Below are 20273 nucleotides of genomic sequence, written 5' to 3'. Positions count from 1 at the left end.
TCGCCTACATTCTGGGTTCAATATGTTATTAATGATTGACAACTATGACTCATTTACTTATAACTTAGTTCAATATTTTGGTGAACTAGGTCAGGAAGTAATTGTTCACAGAAATGATCAAATTACGGTCAAAGAGATACAAGAGCTAAATCCTAAATATATTGTTATTTCTCCAGGTCCCTGCACCCCCAATGAAGCTGGAATTTCACTAGAGCTTATAGAAAAATTAGCAGGTAAATTTCCAATACTAGGAGTTTGCTTGGGTTTCCAAGCCATTGTTCAGTCCTTTGGTGGCAATATCATTGGCGCTCAAAAAATTATGCATGGAAAAGTCTCTCCAGTTCATCATATCTCTAAAAGTGTTTTCAAAGGCCTTAAGAATCCCCTTAATGCAACTCGCTACCACTCCTTAGTTGCTGAGAAGAGCTCCTTGCCTGATTGTTTTGAAATGACAGCATGGACTAACACAGAGTCTGGCGAAATAGAAGAAATTATGGGAGTACGTCATAAAACTCATCCCATCGAGGGTGTTCAGTTTCATCCAGAATCGATTCTGACTGAGCACGGGCATCAAATGCTTGATACTTTTTTACAGGACAATAAATAATTATGGAATTCATTCAATTTTTACAAGGTGAGCTATTACTAACTGGAACATTGTTTGCCCTAATCATTCTATTAATCGTAAATATCTATAGTGAGAAATATAGAAAATATCAAGTGGTTGATACCAATGGGGCGGTTTCACTAATGGATGATGATGAGCTTATTATCATAGATGTTCGAGAGGAAAAAGAGAGGAAAGCCGGATTTCTGAGCAACGACCTCAACATACCAATGGGTCAAGTCAAAGCAAAGATGGACTCACTGGACAAATCAAAAAATATTCTTGTGTATTGCAAAAGTGGGACAAGGTCTGATCGAATTGCAGATATTCTTTCAAAAAATGATTTTCAAAAAGTATCTAGCTTAAAGGGAGGTTTTAATGCTTGGCTTAAGGCTGACCTCCCGATACAAAGATAAGAAAAATGAACAATTCCCTTACTATTATTGGAGCAGGCGCATGGGGAAGCGCACTTGCAATTGCCCTCAGTGATAAATTTGATACCATTTATCTGATTACGAAAAATAAAGAGAAAACTGAGACCATTGGTAATCAGCATCCAGCTCTCACAAAACCCTTCAATAGAAATATTAAGCTTGACTCTAGCTATACGGTTATACCGAAATCGATGGCTGTTCTTATTGCTACCCCCAGCTCTTCCTTTTCTTATGTGCTTGATGCCATTAAAGATGATATTGGTCAGACTCCACTAGCTTGGGTATCAAAAGGCTTTGATCCAGTAAGCGGAAACCTCCTTCATGAAACTTTTAGTAATCAAATTAATAGTCACTATCCTTGTGTTATATCTGGCCCCACTTTTGCAGCTGAAATTGTTGAACAAAAGCCAGCTGCTATTGTTGTTGCATCAAAGGATCAGAAGACACGAGAGTTTTGGTCCAACATCATTCAGACTAAAACTCTACGTGCTTACACAAATTCAGATATTGTAGGTGTGCAGGTTGGCGGAGCAGTTAAAAATGTTCTTGCAATAGCCGCAGGAATTGCAAGTGGACTTGGTTTTGGTGCAAACACTCAGGCCGCATTAATTACCAGAGGTCTAGCTGAAATGACTAGATTAGGAGTTGCATTAGGGGCAGATAAGTTAACATTTCAGGGGCTTTCTGGAATTGGTGATCTAGTTCTCACCTGCTCTGATGACTTGTCGAGAAATAGGCGATTTGGAAAGGAGCTGGCTAAAAATATAGCATCAGATAGAGCTTTGAAGAATATTAATGCAACTGTTGAGGGCTATAAAGCACTAGAGCTAGTACTAAATTTGGCACAAAAACACCAAGTTGAAATGCCAATATGTGAACATGTATTTCAAGTTACTCAAGGTAAAATTTCTCCTAAAGATGCTGTTACCGAACTTCTGTTAAGAAAGCCGAGTGATGAGTAAATAATTTTAGAGATGTTCCTCACTCATCAATATGAGCTTAAATAATAAACAAGTCAGCACTGCTGAAAAAATTCAAAAACAAGATTTAAGAATTCTTCTTAAATTATCACCATTCATCAAACCATACAAAAAAATTGCAACCATTGCTTTGATGGCACTTATTGTGACCTCTCTATCTTTCCTGCTTTTTGGTCAAGGCATTAAATTATTCATTGATGAAGGAATTTATACCCTTCAACATCATCAGTTGATTATCATTGCTGTTGTTTTAATCACTTTGGTAATTGGTACCTTTTTTAGGTTCTATTTTGTTTCATGGATTGGTGAGAGGGTCAGTAATGATGTTCGTTTAGCAGTATTCAATCACCTTTTGAAACTTCATCCACATTACTTCGAGATGAATCGTAGTGGAGAAATAAATGCACGCTTGACTACAGATACTACATTACTTCAGTCCATTTTCGGATTTTCAATCTCGATGGCTTTAAGTAGTGCGCTTTTATTCCTTGGCGGATTAGTGATGATGCTCATCACTAATATCAAACTTGCCTTAATTGTCCTAGTCGCTGTCCCAATCATTCTTCTTCCAATGGCCATCTATGGTCGTCGTTTGAGAGCTCTATCGCGCAAGAGTCAAGATACCGTTGCAGATATCGGAACCTACGCAGGTGAGATTGTACAAAATATTAAAGTAGTACAAAGCTTCACTCGTGAGCCAGAAGAGTCTAGAGCATTCAAAAATGAAGTTGAAAAAGCTTTCAGCGCAGCAAAGAGAAGAATTATGCAGAGCTCTTTGCTCATAGCCGCAGCTATGATTCTGGTTTTTACAGGACTGGGGGCGATGATTTGGTTTGGCGCACAAGATGTCACAAATGGAGATATATCGGCAGGTGAGCTAGCCTCCTTTGTTTTTTACGCAATTATGGTGGCAAGATCAGTAGCAGTTATCTCTGAAATCTATGGACAACTTCAAAGGGTTGCAGGCGCTACAGAAAGGCTACTTGAATTACTCTCTGAAGAATCACAAATTCAACCCCCCTCTCAAGCTAAAGACTTGCCAGATGGAACCCTCTCATTAAACTTTAACAATGTTAGCTTTAGTTATCCATCAAGGCCTGATGAAAAAGCACTTGAGGAAATAAGTTTCAAGGTTGATAAAGGGGAAACTATAGCTATCGTTGGGTTATCTGGCTCTGGCAAAACAACAATATTTGAGTTAATTCAAAGATTTTATGACCCATCCAACGGAAGTATTGAAGTCGGTGAAGTCAATATAATCAGTCTTAATCCGGTAAAACTTAGGGCAAATATTGGTGTCGTACCTCAACAACCGACTCTGTTCTCTGCAGATGTATCTCACAACATTAGCTATGGCAACCCTATTGCAAGCATTCAGCAGATTAAGGCTGCTGCTAAGGAAGCGTTTGCTTTAAATTTCATTGAGAAACTTCCAGAGGGTTTTGATAGTTACTTGGGGGAACAAGGGGTAAGATTGTCTGGTGGACAGCGTCAACGCATAGCAATCGCTCGTGCCATTCTTAAAGACCCTTCAATACTTCTTTTAGATGAGGCAACGAGTGCATTAGATGCAAACAGTGAACAAAAGGTTCAAGAGGCTTTGAAAAGATTAATGCAGGGAAGGACAACACTCATTATTGCTCACAGACTTGCCACCATTATGTATGCCGATCGTATTCTATTGATTGATAACGGCCGCCTTGTGGCAGAGGGAACTCATCAAAAATTACTATCAGAATCTGAACTTTATAAGAGACTCTGTGAACTTCAATTTAATCACTAAGAGTTCCGCACCTTGCATATTTGAAATATAATTGAACTTGAGAATTTAATTTAAAAATAAGGTAAATAAGATTATTTTTTTGTGGATAATAACCTCCAAATTTCAATACTGAATTGATTATCAAATGGTCAATAATTATAGAAATACCCTTAAAAATTTAAAAACTCTTTTCCTCTTATTTGCGCTGTTTACAATCAGCTCTCTTGTTTCTTCAGCATCTCTCTCTTCGTTTAAGCCAAGTTTTGATTCTATAGAAAGTACTGTTGTGAGAAAGGAAGTTTTTTTTAACTATTTACTACCTGTGATTCATAAGAAGAATGCTGAAATAGTAGCTTTAAGAAACGCTATATCTAATAATGAGCTAAATGACAATCAGCTTAACGACTTAGCAAAGAAATATCGTGTTGAAACCCCCTCCAAAGAGCAGTTACTCAAAGTCATAGATATTCTTCCACCATCACTCGTTCTTGCACAAGCTGCAAATGAATCTGACTGGGGAAGATCTAGGTTTGCCAAAGATTTTAATAATTACTTTGGAATCTGGTGCTTCACTAAAGGCTGTGGAGTAATTCCAAAAGATAGAGATGAGGACGCCACGCATGAGGTAGCAAGCTTTAATTCTCTAGAAGACTGTATTGACTATTACGTACTTAATATAAATCGAAGCTATGCTTATGAGGATCTCCGATTAATGAGGAAAAATCAGCGTGAAAGTTTACAACCAATTACTGGAACCCTACTTGCTCAAGGTCTAGGTAATTACGCTTTCCCAGGAGATGAATACATCGAGTCAATTCAAACACTCATAAACTTCAACCAGTTAGAAAGGCATGACTATTTAAACTGAAATTTTTTCTATTAGATATAAAAAAACCCGCTCTAAGCGGGTTTTTTTCAAACTTCTTAAAGTTCGGATTAACGCTTTGAGTACTGCTCGCTCTTTCTGGCCTTCTTCTTGCCCACTTTTTTGCGCTCAACAACACGAGCATCACGGGTTACAAGACCTGCACTTCTTAGATCCGAACGAGTGGCTTCATCATAAGCCATCAATGCTCTAGTAACACCAAGTCTAATTGCGCCAGCTTGTCCAGTATCACCACCACCTTTAACCATGATATTGAAATCAAATTTATTATGCATCTCAACAACATCTAGGGGCTGATTGATAATCATTGAAGAAGTCTCTCTTCCAAAATATTCATCCATAGGTTTTTTATTTACCGTAAAAACGCCCTTACCCTTGGTCATATAAACTCTAGCAACTGATGTCTTTCTTCTTCCAGTTGCATAAAATACTTCTTTATCTGCCATAATCAATATGCCTTAAATTTCTAATAGTTGTGGTTGTTGTGCAGCATGTGAATGCTCTTCGCCAGCAAAAACTTTCATTTTTCTAGCCATTTCTCTGCCCAAAGGTCCTTTAGGAAGCATTCCTTTTACTGCTTTTTGAATAACTTCTTCTGGCTTTTTAGCTAGTAGCTCTTTAAATGGAACTGACTTTAAGTTTCCAACATAGCCTGTGTGATGATGATACATTTTGTCGTTGTACTTATTTCCAGTAACAGCTACTTTTGCAGCATTCACAATAACAATGTAATCTCCAGTATCTACATGTGGCGTGTATTCTGGCTTATGCTTTCCACGAAGACGAGATGCAACCTCAGTCGCCAAACGGCCTAAAGTCTTACCATCTGCATCAACTAAAAACCAGTCTCTTTTAACCTCATGAGTTTTCGCACTAAATGTTTTCATAACTCTTTTATATACGTCAGTTTAGAACAAGCGCACTATTATAATCACTTTTTATTCTTAATGTAAGTTTTCATTTGGCAATTATCCTAAACATCAGAAGCGGTTGATGGCAAAAATTAAGATCTATTTAACCATCAAATCAAGATTTTTTTGATACAGCTCTGTCTCTACATCCATTAAACCCAATATTGTATGAAAAAGGCTATCATGCGATTGAGGTAGGACTGAATTTTCCATAACAATATTTTTGTCAAAAAGCTTTGACATAGATTCATCAAGCCACATAAACGCAGCAACATCTTTTTGTTCATCAGGTGCCATAAAGTAAGGCATACCATGAAGATATAATCCTCCTTCGCCAAGAGACTCACCGTGATCACTCACATAAAGCATTGCAGTATCAGAATCTTTAGAATTGTCCTTGAGTAGCTCTATAACTTTTGAGAGGAAATAATCAGTATAGAGAATTGTATTGTCATAAGCGTTACTAATCTCATTATCACTGCATTCATTGAGTTGATTAGTCTTACATACTGGTTTGAATACTTCAAACTCTTTAGGATATCTTTTATAGTACGCAGGCCCATGACTTCCCATTGTATGCATAACAATTAAAATATCTTTTTTATCCTGCTCTTCAATATAATTTTGTAAATTAACCAACATACCTTCATCTCTACATTCGGGGTCACAAATAGGGTTATTTTGTGAAGAGCGTAAGTCCAAAAACTCTATTCGATCTGCGACACTTTTCGAACTCGAGTTATTTTCTAGCCAAACTACGCTAGCACCGGCATGGCTGACCAGATCAAGCACATTGCTCATATTTTTTCCCTTTGCATGGGAATAGCTATCCCTTCCAAGCAATGAAAACATACACGGAACAGACCATGCAGTGTCAGTTCCACATGAGGTCATGTTACTAAAGGAGATAATGTCCTCTTTTTCAAGCAAAGGGTTAGTTTTCAAACTATAACCATTTAAAGACATATGGTCTCTTCTTGCAGTCTCACCAATTACAAAAATTACTAAGCGTCTTTTATCTGACTTCTTATTAATTACTGCATCCTCGCCAATAACCTCAAAAGGCTTGGCAGATGTTTCGATTTTTGAGTCAACAAACTTAATTGATGAGTATAGAAAATATGAAGGCGTAATGTAAAGCCTTAAATCTCTATTCTCTCTGGCAAAGGAAGAGTAATGCTTCGAGAATGACAATACGACAACTATAAAAACAACTACCAAAGTCACAAATACTTTAAATCTCTGCCAAAATTGAGGCATGAGTGGAATTTTTGTTAATTTAATTTTCCATACAAAGTACGATGGTAATAGCCCCAAAAAAAATAAATACAGGATGAATTGAATACTCATGAGATCGCCAAGTTCACTGGCATCGGTCTCAAATGTATTAGTAATCATGTTATGGTCAAAAACTATTCCATAATTATTGGTGCTATAGGCTAATACTGACGAGAGCAGTAAGAGAAAAATAAGAATTGGTTTAATGCTCCACCTAAAACAAACAAGCAACAAGATGGATGTAAGAAATGAAAATAAAAATAAAGACAACGAGATAACGAATAATGAGTTTTCAACAAACGGATAAATCTGCATTGTTTTTTCGAAAAATGTAAAATTACCTGTTAAGGTTAGAAACGCTCCAACTAACAATACGAGGTAAACTTGCGAAATTTTCTTAGAAAAAAATTGCATTTAACTTAGATGAAAAATTAATATTATATTATCCACTAGAAGATAAAGGAAGTAATGGTTAACTCACATATACACTTAGATTTTGATAATGTTAAAACTCCATCCAGTTCAACTACTGGAGTTATAATTCCATCGACCGGAAAAGACAATTGGGATAGTGTAATTGCCTGCTGTCATTCAAATAAAAATAGTCATTTTGCATTGGGTATCCATCCATGGTTTGTGAAAGATCATCAGATGATTGATCTGTATGATCTTGAAGTTAAAATCGAAGAAGAAAAGCCGATTGCTGTTGGTGAGTGTGGCTTAGATTATGTCAAAGTCAAAGATCAAAATACGCAAAGATTCTTTTTTGATGAACAAGTTGCACTTGCAACTCGATTCGATCTTCCACTAATTATTCATTCTGTTCATGCAACAGAGGATGTTACTGATTTACTTAAGTCCTACTCTAAATCAAGAGGAGTAATTCATGCCTATTCTGGCAGTCTTCAGCAAGCTGAAAATTTATTGAAAATAAACTTTTCTTTTGGATTTGGCGCTGCAATTACCAATCCACATGCATATAAACTGCATGATATTATTAACTTCTTGCCAATTGAATCGATAGTCATAGAAACAGATGATAGTAATAATCCTGATGAGTTAGTACAGGTAGCTGAGAGAGTTGCTAGAATCAAAAAAATTACTGTAGATGAAGTCATTGAGCAGTGTGATCAGAATACATATAATCTTTTTAAAATAAGCTAATGGCTGGAAGTTGTGCTCGAACTGAAATACTAGTTGGTCAGTTAGGTTTAGCTCAGTTAGCAGAGTCTCATGTTGTCATTGCCGGACTTGGAGGTGTTGGCGGCGCTTGTGCAGAGTCCCTTTGCAGAGCTGGTATAGGAGAGCTTACCCTCATTGATTTTGACTTGGTGGACAAGACTGATCTCAATCGCCAGATTATTGCTCTTCATTCAACTCTAGGTCAATCAAAGGTTGAGGTTTTATCAAAAAGACTCAGAGATATAAATCCTGATACTGTGATTAATGAAAAAAATCTATTTATTGATGGCAACATTGCTGAAGAAATAGCTAATGAAGTGGATTACAATTTTGTGGCTGATTGTATTGATGCTATAGCCTGTAAAACAAATTTAATTGATGCTTGTAATCGTTTTAATAAGCCAATAATCTCAAGTATGGGTGCAGGAGGTAGGCTGGATCCCACAAAAGTTACAATCTCAAGAATGGACAAAACAGAATATTGTGGACTAGCACGAGAGCTAAGAAGACAGCTTAGATTAAAATGCGCATCATTAAAATTTCCTGTAGTTCACTCAACTGAAGTTCAAATAAAGGCTCTGCCTCACCAAGCAGTTAATGAAACTGAATTTTCCCCGCCCGGTAGACCGAGGGCAGTCAATGGCGCAATATCATATATGCCTAATATATTTGGATTAATGATGGCAGGACATATTATTCAATCTATACTAAAATCATGACTATTATGACAATTAGTTTACTATGGTAAGAACTGAAACCCCAATTTGTGAATTTAACCTTCCCGCAATTGATTTCAAGCTCAAGGGGGTTGATGAGCAATACTATGATTTAAACTCTCTTAGAGGATCGAATGGTCTTCTAATAATGTTTATTTGTAATCATTGTCCTTACGTCAAATCAATCATTAGCAGAATCATTAGAGATACTGAAGAATTAAAGCAATTTGGTATTAATAGTGTAGGAATTATGTCAAATGATCCAAATGAATATGAAGAGGACTCATTTGACAATATGAAAAAATTGTCTCTAGATCATAACTTTCCATTTCCTTATCTTATTGATGAAACTCAGGAAATAGCAAGAGCATATGGAGCAGTTTGCACACCTGATTTTTTTGGATATAACGATAAGCTTGGTCTTCAATATAGAGGGAGGCTGGATGAATCTCGAAAAGAATCTGTTGATGGCGCCAAGCGTGAACTTTTTGAAGCTATGAAACAAATCTCCATAACTGGCAAAGGGCCTGATAACCAAATCCCTTCAATGGGATGCTCAATTAAATGGTTTGAATAAAGAAACACGTTAAAACATTTGCATTAGACTTCTGTCATTTCAATGTTTAGAGCAAATACAAGGTATAATCCACCCTTTTCTTTAACACCCCCATCCAAATTATGGCTGATCATGCATCTAGCGTTACATTTAATAGCTTTGGCCTCTCTGATGCATTAATTCAAGCACTTGATGACGTTGGCTATGAAACACCCTCAGCTATCCAAGAGCAATGCATAACTCACCTACTCAAGGGTTATGATGTCATTGGTCAAGCTCAAACAGGTACAGGAAAAACAGCTGCATTTTCGCTTCCCTTGATAGACAGGATTGATTTAAAAAACAATCAAGTTCAGCTATTAGTCTTAGCGCCAACACGTGAACTTGCAATTCAAGTATCCGAAGCAATCCAGACTTACTCAAGACATCTGAAAGGCTTTCATGTTCTTCCAATTTATGGTGGTCAATCCTATGATGTTCAATTAAAACCTCTAAAAAGAGGAGTTCATGCAGTAGTTGGAACTCCTGGCAGAGTCATGGATCATCTCAAAAGGGGCACTTTAAAATTAAATTCGCTCAAGGCATTGGTCTTAGATGAGGCGGACGAAATGCTCAGAATGGGCTTTATTGATGATGTTAAGTGGGTCATGGAAAAACTACCAGAAGAGCGTCAAATCGCGCTCTTCTCTGCAACTATGCCAGATGTCATAAGAAGAGTTGCTGAGAAATTTTTAGACAACCCAAAAATAGTCAAAATTAAAACAAAAACCGCAACTGCTAAAACAATCTCGCAAAGATATTGGCTTGTTGGTGGTGTTCATAAACTGGACGCCTTGACTCGTATTTTAGAAGTTGAGGCCTTTGATGCACTTCTAATTTTTGTCAGAACTAAAACTGTAACAATAGATCTTGCAGAAAAGCTCTCAGCCAGAGGCTTTACGGCAGAAGCAATAAATGGTGATATTGCACAAAATCACAGAGAGCGAATAATTCAGCACCTAAAAAAAGGAAAAATTGATATTCTTATTGCGACTGATGTCGCAGCAAGAGGTCTTGATGTGGATCGAATCTCTCATGTTATTAATTATGACATACCACAAGATCCAGAGTCCTACGTCCATAGAATTGGAAGAACTGGCCGTGCTGGAAGAGATGGAAAAGCAATATTATTTGTTGCACCTCGTGAAAGAAGAATGCTGAAAACGATTGAAAGGATTACTCGACAGCCGATTGAGCCAATGATGCTTCCATCTGCAAAAATAATCAATGAGCAAAGGATTGTAAACTTTAAACAAAGGATTACACAAACTCTTGAAAACCAAGATCTTTCAATTTTTTCAGATCTAGTTCTTAGCTATCAGAAAGAAAATGAAGTTGATCTATTTAAAATTGCATCCTCACTTGCCTTAATGGCTCAGGGCACAGAACCTCTTTTACTGAGCGAAAAAGAGATTATTCAACCCAAAATAGACTCCAAAGATAAGAAAACTATTGCAATTTCAATCCACGCAGACCCTCTCAAAGATAATCCATCTATCCAAATGAGAAGATACAAAATATCATTGGGACGAAGAGATAATATTAAGCCAGGCAACATTCTTGGAGCTATTGCGAATGAAGCTGAAATAAGCAGTGCATTTATCGGAGCAATTCAAATACATCAAGACTTCACAACCGTTGATTTACCTGATGAGATGCCAAAAGAAACTCTTCAAATTCTTAAAAATACTAGGGTGTTTGACAAAAAGCTCAACATGGAAGAGCTCACTGAAAAAAACAATAAAACAGCTCCCAGAGAGTCATCTAGTCATTTTAAAAGGGACTCGTCTAAAAAACGAAGAAAAGGTAAGCCAAAAATAAATAGAGATAAAAAATTCTCCAGAAGTCGATCAAGAAGATAGTCATTTGTGGCCAAATTAAATAAATATACATTATTAGTTTTTTAGGTTAAAATTGGCTTTGCTGGTTAATATTCAGCTGATTTTGATGTTGTGTTGTTGCTTCGTAGTATGTCGGTTTCACAGTGATTTGGGTTGGTTGCATCTTTTCCATGTTTTATTTTTTTTTAGGAGACTGCATGTCTACAACAACAGGTCGCGTTAAATGGTTTGACGCAAAAAAAGGTTTTGGTTTTATTGAGCAAGAAAGTGGTGACGATGTTTTCGTTCACTTCAGAGCAATACAAGGTGATGGCTACAAAACTCTTGAGGAAGGTCAAGAGGTTGAGTTTGAACTTGAAGATGGTGCCAAAGGCCCTCAAGCTGCAAACGTCGTAGCAAAATAATTTAAAAGTTTTTTTAAACCCAGCCCAAAGCTGGGTTTTTTCCTTTTTCCCCCTCTAGACTGCTTACAAGTTTTATCTTCGATAAACTAACAGTTTAGAAAAATTTTTCTTATTTGAATAAGATTAAGAAGAGTGTGTGTCTTATTGATTTAAATTAACTCTTTCTTCTTCATTTCTTGGATATCTGAGTCAGTCGATGTATTTTTGTTTAAACTAATTGGGATATGAAAACTTTCTATTGGTATGATTACGAAACTTTTGGCCTTTCTCCAAAAGTTCAAAGAATTGCTCAATTTGCAGGAATTAGAACGGATGAAAATCTTAATATTCTTGATGAGCATATGTTTTATTGTAAACCCACCCGTGACTCTCTCCCAGCACCTGAAGCATGTTCAGTCACTGGTATTACCCCACAACTCTGTGAAGAAAAAGGCTTTATTGAGCATGAGTTCATAAAAAAAATCCATGCAGAGTTTTCAAAACCTGAGACCTGCATTGTTGGATATAACTCAATTGCTTTTGATGATGAATATACTAGGCATACCCTATTTAGAAACTTTTTAGATCCATACTCATGGCATTGGCAACATGGCAATTCAAGGTGGGATATCTTAAATGTTGCTAGATTTTGTTATGCTCACAAAGAGGAAGGAAGCTTGACTTGGGTAAGAAATAATCAAAATCGGCCTATTTTTAAACTAGACAACCTTGCTCCCGCAAATCACATTGAGCACAGTAATGCGCATGATGCCATGGCCGATGTAAGAGCGACCATTGGAATTGCCTCAATCATCAAAAAGACTCAGCCTAAATTCTTTGAATATGCATTGAGTCTAAGAAATAAAAAAGAGGTGGAAAAACTCGTCAAGCTTTTTTATCCAATGCTTTTAACCTCCTCTGGCTTTGGCTATAAGTCTTCATTTACAAGACTCGTAACTCCAATCTGCTATCATCCTGATTATTCTGATCGTGCAATTGTTTTTAACTTGAATCAAGATCCAGAGATTCTTTTAGAGCTTGACGAGGAAGAACTAAAAAAACTCACTTTTACTAGAAAAGCTGACTTACCAAAAGGTCTTGAGAAGCTTGAGTTGAATGAACTAGTATTTAATAAAAGCCCTATGTTTGTTTGCAGTCCAAATGAAGATAGCTTTAAACTCTCGCCCACTCTAATAGAAAAATTTCAGATTGATATGGAGGGTTGTTTAAAAAATTTAGAATTTATCCAGACAAATAGATTAAAAATTCAACAAAAAGTTCAATCAATATATAAACAACCATCTGAAAGAAAGCAAAGTTCAGATGTTGATCAATCTCTTTATGATGGCTTTGTTAGCAATCATGACAGAGCTATTAGTAATGAGATACAAAATCTTTCAACTCAAGATTTTGCTAATTATAGTCCCGCATTTGAAGACAAAAAATTAATAAAACTTTTTTTAAATTTTAAAGCAAGAAATTATCCTCAGTATCTGAATGATTTTGAACAGGAACAATGGTTTGAAATAGTTCAATCTAGAATACAAAATGGTGAAAACGGTTTTCTTTCTATTGATAGCTTTGAAAGAAGCTTGAATCATCTAAAAGATATCAGTCCAGATAAAAAAAATCTATGGAAACAGCTTGAAGACTACGCGAATTCATTTATTTGAAAACAGACTGGTTATTGATAAATATATAAAAATTAAGTATAATATTTCACCCATAGTTAAACCAAAAAGGTTCAAATGAACGCAGAAACAAGAAGTGAAATGTTTAGTAGGCTTTTGAAGCAAATTCCAAATCCTACAACTGAGCTAAACTATTCAACCTCATTCGAACTGCTTGTTGCGGTTACTTTATCTGCTCAAGCGACTGATAAGAGTGTAAATCAGGTAACTGATATCTTGTTTCCCCTTGCGAATACCCCTGAATCAATTTTTGAATTGGGTGAAGATAAGCTTCGAGACACAATTAAATCCATTGGGTTGTTTAACTCAAAGGCAAAGCATATTATTCAAACTTGCAGAATACTCATTGATAAATATAATTCTGAAGTTCCTGAGACCAGAAAAGAATTAGAAGCCCTTCCTGGTGTTGGAAGAAAAACAGCAAATGTAGTTCTTAATACTGCATTTGGACAACCCACAATTGCTGTTGATACGCATATCTATAGAGTGGCCAATAGGACAGCAATTGCTTCCGGAAAAACTGTCCTAGAAGTTGAAAAAAAGTTAATTAAATTTATACCAGATGAGTTCAAAGTTCCAGCTCATCACCTAATGATCCTTCATGGTCGATATGTCTGTAAAGCTAGATCTCCGCATTGCACTGACTGCACACTTCTTGATTTGTGCGAATATGAAGAGAAAAATATCTAGGCAAAGTGTTTACTGCTGACAGATCTGAGCAAAGAAAATATTTAGCTCATGCCTGGGGTAAACACAACTCAAATCAAACTTTAGACCCTTTGGAGCTTCAATTAGTCAAAATAATTGAAAAGCACCCAGAATATCAAAACATTATTAATGATTTAGATACAGAATATTTTCCGGAACAAGGAAGAACAAACCCATTTCTTCATATCAATCTTCACTTAACTCTGCAAGATCAATTAAGTTTAAATCAGCCAAAGGGAATTAAGCAAATATATAGTAATTTATTAAAAAAATATAATGATGCGCACCAGGTCGAGCACATAATGATGGAACACATCGCTGAAATGATTTTTAACTCACAGAAATACAATAAACCAATGGATCTAGAATACTACCTCAGATCTCTGAAAGAGCTTAATTAAATCAATTAATAAGAAACCGCTAGGACCAGTTTACAAAATTCCTTAAAAGTTGTAAGCCATCATTTTGTGATTTTTCTGGATGAAATTGAACTGCAAAAACATGGTCTAGAGCAATCGCAGATACAAATTCATGTCCATAATTTGTAGTTCCAAAAACGCAATCATCGTTGACTGGTTTCACATAGTAACTATGTACGCTGTAAAAACGACTATTATTATCAATATTGAACCAAAGTGGATGATCTTTAGAATGATTTACATTATTCCATCCCATATGTGGTATTTTTAATTCACTATTTTTAAATTTAACAACTTTTCCTGGAACAATTGACAATCCTTTTGTCCCATTATTTTCCTCACTTGAGTCAAATAAAAGCTGTAAACCTAAGCAAATACCTAAAAATGGTTTAGATTTGAATGATGATTTAATTTCATTAACTAACGAGTTTTCCTCGAGGGCGCTCATGCATGAACCCATTGCTCCTTGACCTGGAAATACAATGCGGTCAGAGTCTCTTAAAACTTGAGGATCACTAGTCAATATACAATTATCACTTGGTGCAACATACTCAAGCGCTTTCTGAACGGAACGGACATTTCCCATTCCATAGTCCACAATTGCGATTGTTTGCATGATGTTATGCCTGACTAGTTAGAGCGAGCCCTTTGTTGATGGAATAACTCCCGATTGTCTTTCATCAGGTGTTGTCGCCATTCTAAGCGCTCTACCAAAAGCCTTAAAAACTGTTTCAGCTTGATGGTGTGAATTGATTCCCTTCAAATTATCAATGTGTAAAGTCACTAAAGAGTGGTTAACAAATCCTTGAAAAAATTCTCTAATAAGATCAAGATCAAATGATCCAACCCTATCTCTTGTAAACTTAACACCTAATTCCAGTCCAGGTCTTCCAGACAGATCTATGACGACTCTTGACAACGCCTCATCTAATGGAACATATGAATGGCCATATCGTGTAAGTCCTTTTTTATCCCCTACCGCATCAGAAAATGCTTGGCCTAAAGTAATCCCAATATCTTCAACAGTATGATGGTCATCTATGTCAGTATCACCTTTGCAGCTAATGGTTAAATCCATTAATCCATGGCGCGCAATTTGATCTAGCATATGATCTAAAAATGGAACCCCAGTATCTATATTAGCTTTTCCAATACCATAGAGCTCAAGACTTACCTTGATATCAGTTTCATTTGTCTTTCTCTCTTTAATAACCATTTTTTGATTTTATCTTATGAAATATAGTCTTTGATGAGTATTTCAGCAATCTGAATAGTGTTAAGCGCTGCACCTTTTCGAATATTGTCTGAAACTACCCATAAATTTAGTCCGTTTTCAAAACTAATATCCTCTCTAATTCTGCTGACATATGTTGCATCATTATTAGTTGCTTCAAGGAAAGGTGTTGCATAACCACCATTCTCTCTTTTATCCATCACCTCGACACCTTCAGCATTTTCGAGCAGTTTTCTTGCATCTTCAGCAGTTAATTTCTCTTTTGTTTCAATATGTACCGCCTCTGAGTGACCATAAACTACCGGGATTCTGACCGCAGTAGGATTAACCAAAATTTCATCATCTTCAAAGATTTTTTGAGTCTCCCATACCATTTTCATTTCCTCTCTCGTATAACCATTTTCTTGAAATGTATCAATGTGAGGAATGGCATTAAATGCTATTTGCTTAGGATAAACATCAACCTCAACATCATTGCCATTTAAAAGGTTGGCAGTTTGGGTAGTTAGCTCGGTAATAGCCTCTTTACCACTTCCAGAGACTGCTTGATACGTAGCAACATTGATTCTTGAAATACCTACCGCATCATAGATCGGTTTTAACGCAACTAGCATCTGAATAGTTGAACAATTTGGATTGGCGATAATATTACGATTGGTATATTCAGCAATCGCATGAGGATTGACTTCTGGCACAACCAATGGAATATCTTCATCACGCCTAAAATGAGACGTATTATCTATAACAATACATCCATGTTCTGCTGCTATAGGTGCATATTTTTCTGAGATGCTACCTCCAGCTGAAAATAATCCAATTTGAGCTTGTGAAAAATCAAATGTATCCAGATCTTGAACCACCCATGACTTCCCTTGGCAGGACACTTTACTGCCTGCAGAGCGTTTAGAAGCTAAAGGATATAAATTTTCAATAGGAAAATTCCTTTGATCTAGAATAGAAATCAAAGTTTCACCAACTGCACCAGTTGCCCCAACAATTGCAACGTTATATTTTTGACTCATAATGTTCTAAGGCATTAAAAAAACTACAGATTATAAAGTACTAGGCCTAATCTTCATGAATATCTGCAATACTTTTGTAAATATAGTGCTTCTAAAGAAGAATAATCCCTAGTTTTTTAATAAATTATGGTAGTCGCCATGGCAACTCACCATCATTAAACGATGCAGTGTAAAGTTCAAACCAAGTCTCACGACCCATCCTAAAATTCATTGCTTCAGAAATTTTTGCTATTCTATCTAAATTATTTGTTCCCATAACAGGGCAAATCTTTGCGGGATGTGCCAATAACCAGGCAACAGCAACCGCAGCAATATCAACATTTTGATTGGCTGCTATTTTGGACAAAACCTTGCCAAGAGGCCCCTTGCCCTTCATCAGTCTTCCGCCCCCAAGAGGTGACCAAGCCATTATAGTAGTTGCTCTTTCTTGATGAAAAGCAAGATCGCCATTTGTGAATCCATCAGTGGCAGCTAAAGAAAGTTCAATTTGGTTCGTAACTAATTTACTTTTCATAGCAGATTGCAAAAGATTAAAGTCCCAAGGTCTGAAGTTGGATACACCTACTTCTTTAACTTTCCCAGATAAAACAAGATCATCTAATGCCTTGCCAGTCTCAAAGTGATCCATAAAAGGGTCCTGACGATGTATTAATAACATGTCTAAATAATCTGTTGACATATTTTTTAAAGAGGCATCTACAGAATTAAAAATATGCTCCCTTGAGGTGTCATAATGAGTTACAGATGCATTAGAATACCTAGAAGAGGGGTTTACTATTCCACACTTAGTAATAATCTCAATCTGATTCCTTAAGGATCGATTTTCCTTTAAAGCTTCACCAAACAATGCTTCAGAAGTGTATAAGCCATAAACTGCCGCCTGATCAAATGAAGTAATTCCTTGCTCCAAACAAATATTAATTTTTTCAAGAATATGTTTTGGTGATACATTGGTATCTTCAGCCAAACGCCACATACCATAAACTATTCGACTAAGGCTAGTAGAAGAAGATAGATTAATTCGCTCCATGAGCATTCCAAATTTGACTTTGATTAAACAGAGTTGTTGACTTCAATAAATTGTTGTTTCAATTTAAATTTAGTGCAAAGGTGTTCACAAAGGGCTTGAACTCCATACCTTTCAGTTGCATGATGACCAGCAGAAATATATGTCAGGTTATTTTCTTTTGCTACTGCTGGCGTTCTTTCAGAAACCTCACCACTAAGATAAATATCAACTTTAAGGTTAATTGCCTCATCAATAAATCCTTGAGCTCCACCGGTGCACCATGCAATGCTATTGACTGAATTATTTTTTCTGCCAAATATTTCAGGAACTCTACCTAACTCCTTTTGAATGAGTCTGGTAAAGTTCATTAAATCATTATCTAAATCACCATGCCAGAGCAAACTGTCGTCAACTGACTTCATGTTTTTAATACCAAGAATTCTTCCCAGTTCAACATTATTTCCTACCTCTGAATGAGCATCTAACGGCAGGTGGTAAGCAAATAAATTAATATTGTTTTTAATTAGTAAATCAATCTTTTTTCGTTTGGACCCAACAATAACGTTAGACTCATTATTCCAAAAGATGCCATGATGTACAAAAATAGCATCTGCTTTCTCATCAATAGCCAATTCAATCAAATCTAGATTAGCGCTAACGCCACTGACAATTTTATTTATATTTAGACTTCCCTCTACCTGTAATCCATTAGGACAGTAATCTTTATATTTACTAACACTTAAAAAATTAGCGCAATAATTATTTAACTCATCTCTATTCACCATAATATTCCTTTACAGCCTCTAAAAGAGCATTATTTTCAATTGGCTCACTAATACTTATCCGAATAAAGTTTGAAAGCGCAGAGTCTGGTGAAAACCCTTTGACTAGGATGCCATTAGTGATTAATGCACTATGCAGTGAGTCTGCATTTTCACATCGAACAAGGAGAAAATTAGTTTGAGATGGAAAAACTTTTAACTGAGTAAATAAAGATAGCTCTTCAAAAAGACGCTGTCTTTCCTCAATCAATACTTCTGCATTTTTAACAATCCGCTCTTTATCTTGAAGTAAAAAATTGGCACTTGCTTGTGTAAGCACATTGATGTTATAAGGAAGTCGCAACTTATTTAGTTGGTTAATTGTTTCCTCGCTGCCAATTAAAAGACCAAGTCTAAGCCCTGCAAAACCTATTTTTGATATAGTTCGAAGAACTACTAAGTTTGAGAAATTAGAAATCTCAGATAAAAAACTTCTATCTGAGTAGGCATAATAGGCCTCATCAAGAACAACCAAGGCATCTGAAGTCTTTATAATCTCAATAATTGCATCATAGTCAAAGGCATTTCCAGTCGGATTATTAGGATATGCAATAAATATCAGCTTGGGATTTTTGTTTTTTATAGCTTCGATTGACTTCCTGAGATTAATATCAAAATTAGAATCCAACTGGATTCCTTGATATCTTAAATGGGCATATTTTGACACCATTTCGTACATGACAAAACTTGGCTCAAAGCTCATAATAAGATCGTCCTCATTACAAGCAAGCGCCAATAACTGTATTAACTCATCTGAACCATTTCCAAGAAGAACTTTATACTCTTCTGGAATATCCATAAGATCTCTTAATGTATCCTTAAGTTGGGTGGATGCAGCATCCGGATATCTGTTAACCTCTGCCTTATCAATATACTCAAGAAACTCCTCTTTCAAATCACTTGGAACGCCGAAAGGGCTTTCCATTGCATCTAGTTTAAGTAGATTCTTAGATTCAGGAACATGGTAAGCATTGATATTCTTAATATCTGATCTTAACCATTTTTCAATAAAAGTCATTTTGATTTATAAGAAGCTCTAATCGGATGATACTGCATTTTACCAAGCTTTTTCGCATTTAATAAACATTGGTAAGTGTATTCCAGCCCCTCATCACAAGCATCTTCAACGGCCATTCCTTTTGCAATTAAAGCTGAAATAGCACTAGATAATGTGCAACCAGATCCATGAAATTTACCTGGTAACTTTTTATACTTATATCTGCGTTTTAAGATTGACTCATGATAAAGACGGTGCTCAATATCAACTTTAGAGGAGTCTGAAGTTGTCACTAAGACCCAAGAACAATTCAAACTTGAGACTGCTTCTTGCTCAGCCAGACCAGGAGCCAATAAATTGAGCTCCTCAAGATTCGGAGTAAGTATCGTACTCATTGGAAAAAGATATTTCTTCATGGCACCAATCATCTTATTTGAACTGAAATTTTCCTGGGTTCCAGATATCAGTATTGGATCTAGAACAACATTTAGTGATTTCTTTTTATTGAGCAATCGGGATATTGTTTTTATTTGACTTACAGAGCCCAATAAACCAATTTTTACTGTATTGAATGAAATATCTTCATCAATTAGATCGAATTGCTTTTCTAAAAAACTATCTTTTGGCAACTCAAATGAATCTAATCTTTGAGTGTTTTGAGCAGTTAGTGATGTAATTATGGGTAGCGGAGTGAGACCAAAATGATTAATAGTTTCAATGTCTGCAGAAATACCTGCTGCTCCAGAAGGATCCAATCCTGAAAATAATAAAACTGAATCGGCTTTTGGCCTATCCAT

23 protein-coding genes are annotated in these 20273 nt (G+C 36.1%); 13 read left to right on the top strand and 10 right to left on the bottom strand.

What is annotated here, in order from left to right; translation table 11 throughout:
- Positions 1 to 22 precede the first annotated feature (22 nt).
- From ACMAZA_RS01550 to ACMAZA_RS01530, 5 genes are all read left to right on the top strand, one after another.
- Entirely contained in the window at positions 23 to 607 is a 585-nt protein-coding gene (locus ACMAZA_RS01550; RefSeq protein WP_435189421.1) for an anthranilate synthase component II, read from the top strand.
- Positions 608 to 609: 2 nt separating this feature from the next.
- A complete protein-coding gene (locus ACMAZA_RS01545) occupies positions 610 to 1023 on the top strand; it encodes a rhodanese-like domain-containing protein (RefSeq protein WP_435189420.1) in 414 nt (137 codons plus the stop codon).
- A gap of 5 nt (positions 1024 to 1028) precedes the next feature.
- Positions 1029 to 2003 (top strand): NAD(P)H-dependent glycerol-3-phosphate dehydrogenase, encoded by a 975-nt coding sequence (locus ACMAZA_RS01540; RefSeq protein ID WP_435189418.1) that lies wholly within the window; start codon positions 1029 to 1031, stop codon positions 2001 to 2003.
- A gap of 31 nt (positions 2004 to 2034) precedes the next feature.
- On the top strand, positions 2035 to 3804 hold the full coding sequence (locus ACMAZA_RS01535; RefSeq protein ID WP_435189416.1) for an ABC transporter transmembrane domain-containing protein: 1770 nt from the start codon (positions 2035 to 2037) through the stop codon (positions 3802 to 3804).
- Positions 3805 to 3928: 124 nt separating this feature from the next.
- The gene (locus ACMAZA_RS01530; protein ID WP_435189415.1) at positions 3929 to 4651 is read left to right on the top strand and encodes a glucosaminidase domain-containing protein; all 723 of its coding nucleotides are present in this window, start codon (positions 3929 to 3931) and stop codon (positions 4649 to 4651) included.
- 68 nt (positions 4652 to 4719) lie between these two features.
- Here the strand turns inward: ACMAZA_RS01530 and rpsI are convergent, their stop codons facing one another.
- From rpsI to ACMAZA_RS01515, 3 genes are all read right to left on the bottom strand, one after another.
- On the bottom strand, positions 4720 to 5115 hold the full coding sequence (gene rpsI, locus ACMAZA_RS01525; RefSeq protein ID WP_435189413.1) for a 30S ribosomal protein S9: 396 nt from the start codon (positions 5113 to 5115) through the stop codon (positions 4720 to 4722).
- 12 nt (positions 5116 to 5127) lie between these two features.
- Positions 5128 to 5556 carry a 50S ribosomal protein L13 gene (gene rplM, locus ACMAZA_RS01520; RefSeq protein WP_435189411.1) on the bottom strand — a complete coding sequence of 143 codons (429 nt, stop codon included), beginning with the start codon at positions 5554 to 5556 and terminating at the stop codon, positions 5128 to 5130.
- 123 nt (positions 5557 to 5679) lie between these two features.
- On the bottom strand, positions 5680 to 7272 hold the full coding sequence (locus ACMAZA_RS01515) for a phosphoethanolamine transferase (protein ID WP_435189409.1): 1593 nt from the start codon (positions 7270 to 7272) through the stop codon (positions 5680 to 5682).
- A gap of 54 nt (positions 7273 to 7326) precedes the next feature.
- On the opposite strand from ACMAZA_RS01515, the gene ACMAZA_RS01510 reads away from it, so the two are divergent.
- From ACMAZA_RS01510 to ACMAZA_RS01475, 8 genes are all read left to right on the top strand, one after another.
- Positions 7327 to 8022, top strand: a complete 696-nt coding sequence (locus tag ACMAZA_RS01510; RefSeq protein WP_435189407.1) for a TatD family hydrolase — start codon at positions 7327 to 7329, stop codon at positions 8020 to 8022.
- A complete protein-coding gene (locus tag ACMAZA_RS01505) occupies positions 8022 to 8759 on the top strand; it encodes a tRNA threonylcarbamoyladenosine dehydratase (protein ID WP_435189405.1) in 738 nt (245 codons plus the stop codon). Before ACMAZA_RS01510 ends, ACMAZA_RS01505 begins: the two co-directional genes overlap by 1 nt.
- Before the next feature lie 22 nt (positions 8760 to 8781).
- Positions 8782 to 9333, top strand: coding sequence for a thioredoxin family protein (locus tag ACMAZA_RS01500; protein ID WP_435189403.1), 552 nt, complete (start codon positions 8782 to 8784; stop codon positions 9331 to 9333).
- A 101-nt stretch (positions 9334 to 9434) separates the two neighbouring features.
- Positions 9435 to 11213 (top strand): DEAD/DEAH box helicase, encoded by a 1779-nt coding sequence (locus tag ACMAZA_RS01495; RefSeq protein WP_435189401.1) that lies wholly within the window; start codon positions 9435 to 9437, stop codon positions 11211 to 11213.
- 176 nt (positions 11214 to 11389) lie between these two features.
- A complete protein-coding gene (locus tag ACMAZA_RS01490; RefSeq protein ID WP_435189399.1) occupies positions 11390 to 11596 on the top strand; it encodes a cold-shock protein in 207 nt (68 codons plus the stop codon).
- Between the two features lie 224 nt (positions 11597 to 11820).
- Positions 11821 to 13248: an exodeoxyribonuclease I gene (sbcB, locus tag ACMAZA_RS01485; protein WP_435189397.1), complete on the top strand. Its 1428-nt coding sequence runs from the start codon at positions 11821 to 11823 to the stop codon at positions 13246 to 13248.
- 75 nt (positions 13249 to 13323) lie between these two features.
- Entirely contained in the window at positions 13324 to 13956 is a 633-nt protein-coding gene (gene nth, locus ACMAZA_RS01480; RefSeq protein ID WP_435189395.1) for an endonuclease III, read from the top strand.
- A gap of 5 nt (positions 13957 to 13961) precedes the next feature.
- Positions 13962 to 14375: a DUF1841 family protein gene (locus ACMAZA_RS01475; protein ID WP_435189394.1), complete on the top strand. Its 414-nt coding sequence runs from the start codon at positions 13962 to 13964 to the stop codon at positions 14373 to 14375.
- Positions 14376 to 14394: 19 nt separating this feature from the next.
- On the opposite strand, the gene hisH is transcribed toward ACMAZA_RS01475, so the two are convergent.
- The 7 genes from hisH to thiD all read right to left on the bottom strand — a co-directional run bounded on the left by hisH (position 14395) and on the right by thiD (position 20273).
- A complete protein-coding gene (gene hisH, locus ACMAZA_RS01470) occupies positions 14395 to 15009 on the bottom strand; it encodes an imidazole glycerol phosphate synthase subunit HisH (protein ID WP_435189392.1) in 615 nt (204 codons plus the stop codon).
- Positions 15010 to 15027: 18 nt separating this feature from the next.
- Complete coding sequence (gene hisB / locus ACMAZA_RS01465) at positions 15028 to 15609, bottom strand: imidazoleglycerol-phosphate dehydratase HisB (protein ID WP_435189391.1); 582 nt, start codon at positions 15607 to 15609, stop codon at positions 15028 to 15030.
- A 14-nt stretch (positions 15610 to 15623) separates the two neighbouring features.
- A complete protein-coding gene (locus ACMAZA_RS01460) occupies positions 15624 to 16649 on the bottom strand; it encodes an aspartate-semialdehyde dehydrogenase (RefSeq protein ID WP_435189389.1) in 1026 nt (341 codons plus the stop codon).
- Between the two features lie 124 nt (positions 16650 to 16773).
- Positions 16774 to 17679 (bottom strand): aldo/keto reductase, encoded by a 906-nt coding sequence (locus tag ACMAZA_RS01455; RefSeq protein WP_435189387.1) that lies wholly within the window; start codon positions 17677 to 17679, stop codon positions 16774 to 16776.
- Between the two features lie 23 nt (positions 17680 to 17702).
- On the bottom strand, positions 17703 to 18443 hold the full coding sequence (locus ACMAZA_RS01450; RefSeq protein ID WP_435189385.1) for a Nif3-like dinuclear metal center hexameric protein: 741 nt from the start codon (positions 18441 to 18443) through the stop codon (positions 17703 to 17705).
- Positions 18433 to 19497 carry a histidinol-phosphate transaminase gene (hisC, locus tag ACMAZA_RS01445; protein ID WP_435189383.1) on the bottom strand — a complete coding sequence of 355 codons (1065 nt, stop codon included), beginning with the start codon at positions 19495 to 19497 and terminating at the stop codon, positions 18433 to 18435. Before hisC ends, ACMAZA_RS01450 begins: the two co-directional genes overlap by 11 nt.
- Positions 19494 to 20273: a bifunctional hydroxymethylpyrimidine kinase/phosphomethylpyrimidine kinase gene (thiD, locus tag ACMAZA_RS01440; protein ID WP_435189381.1), complete on the bottom strand. Its 780-nt coding sequence runs from the start codon at positions 20271 to 20273 to the stop codon at positions 19494 to 19496. The genes hisC and thiD overlap by 4 nt, the downstream gene beginning before the upstream one ends.

It is taken from the genome of Pseudothioglobus sp. nBUS_23 (assembly GCF_051201565.1).
Taxonomy (GTDB): domain Bacteria; phylum Pseudomonadota; class Gammaproteobacteria; order PS1; family Pseudothioglobaceae; genus Pseudothioglobus.
The sequence above is the reverse complement of the archived record's forward strand: the minus strand, read 5'-3'. Positions and strand labels throughout refer to the sequence as shown.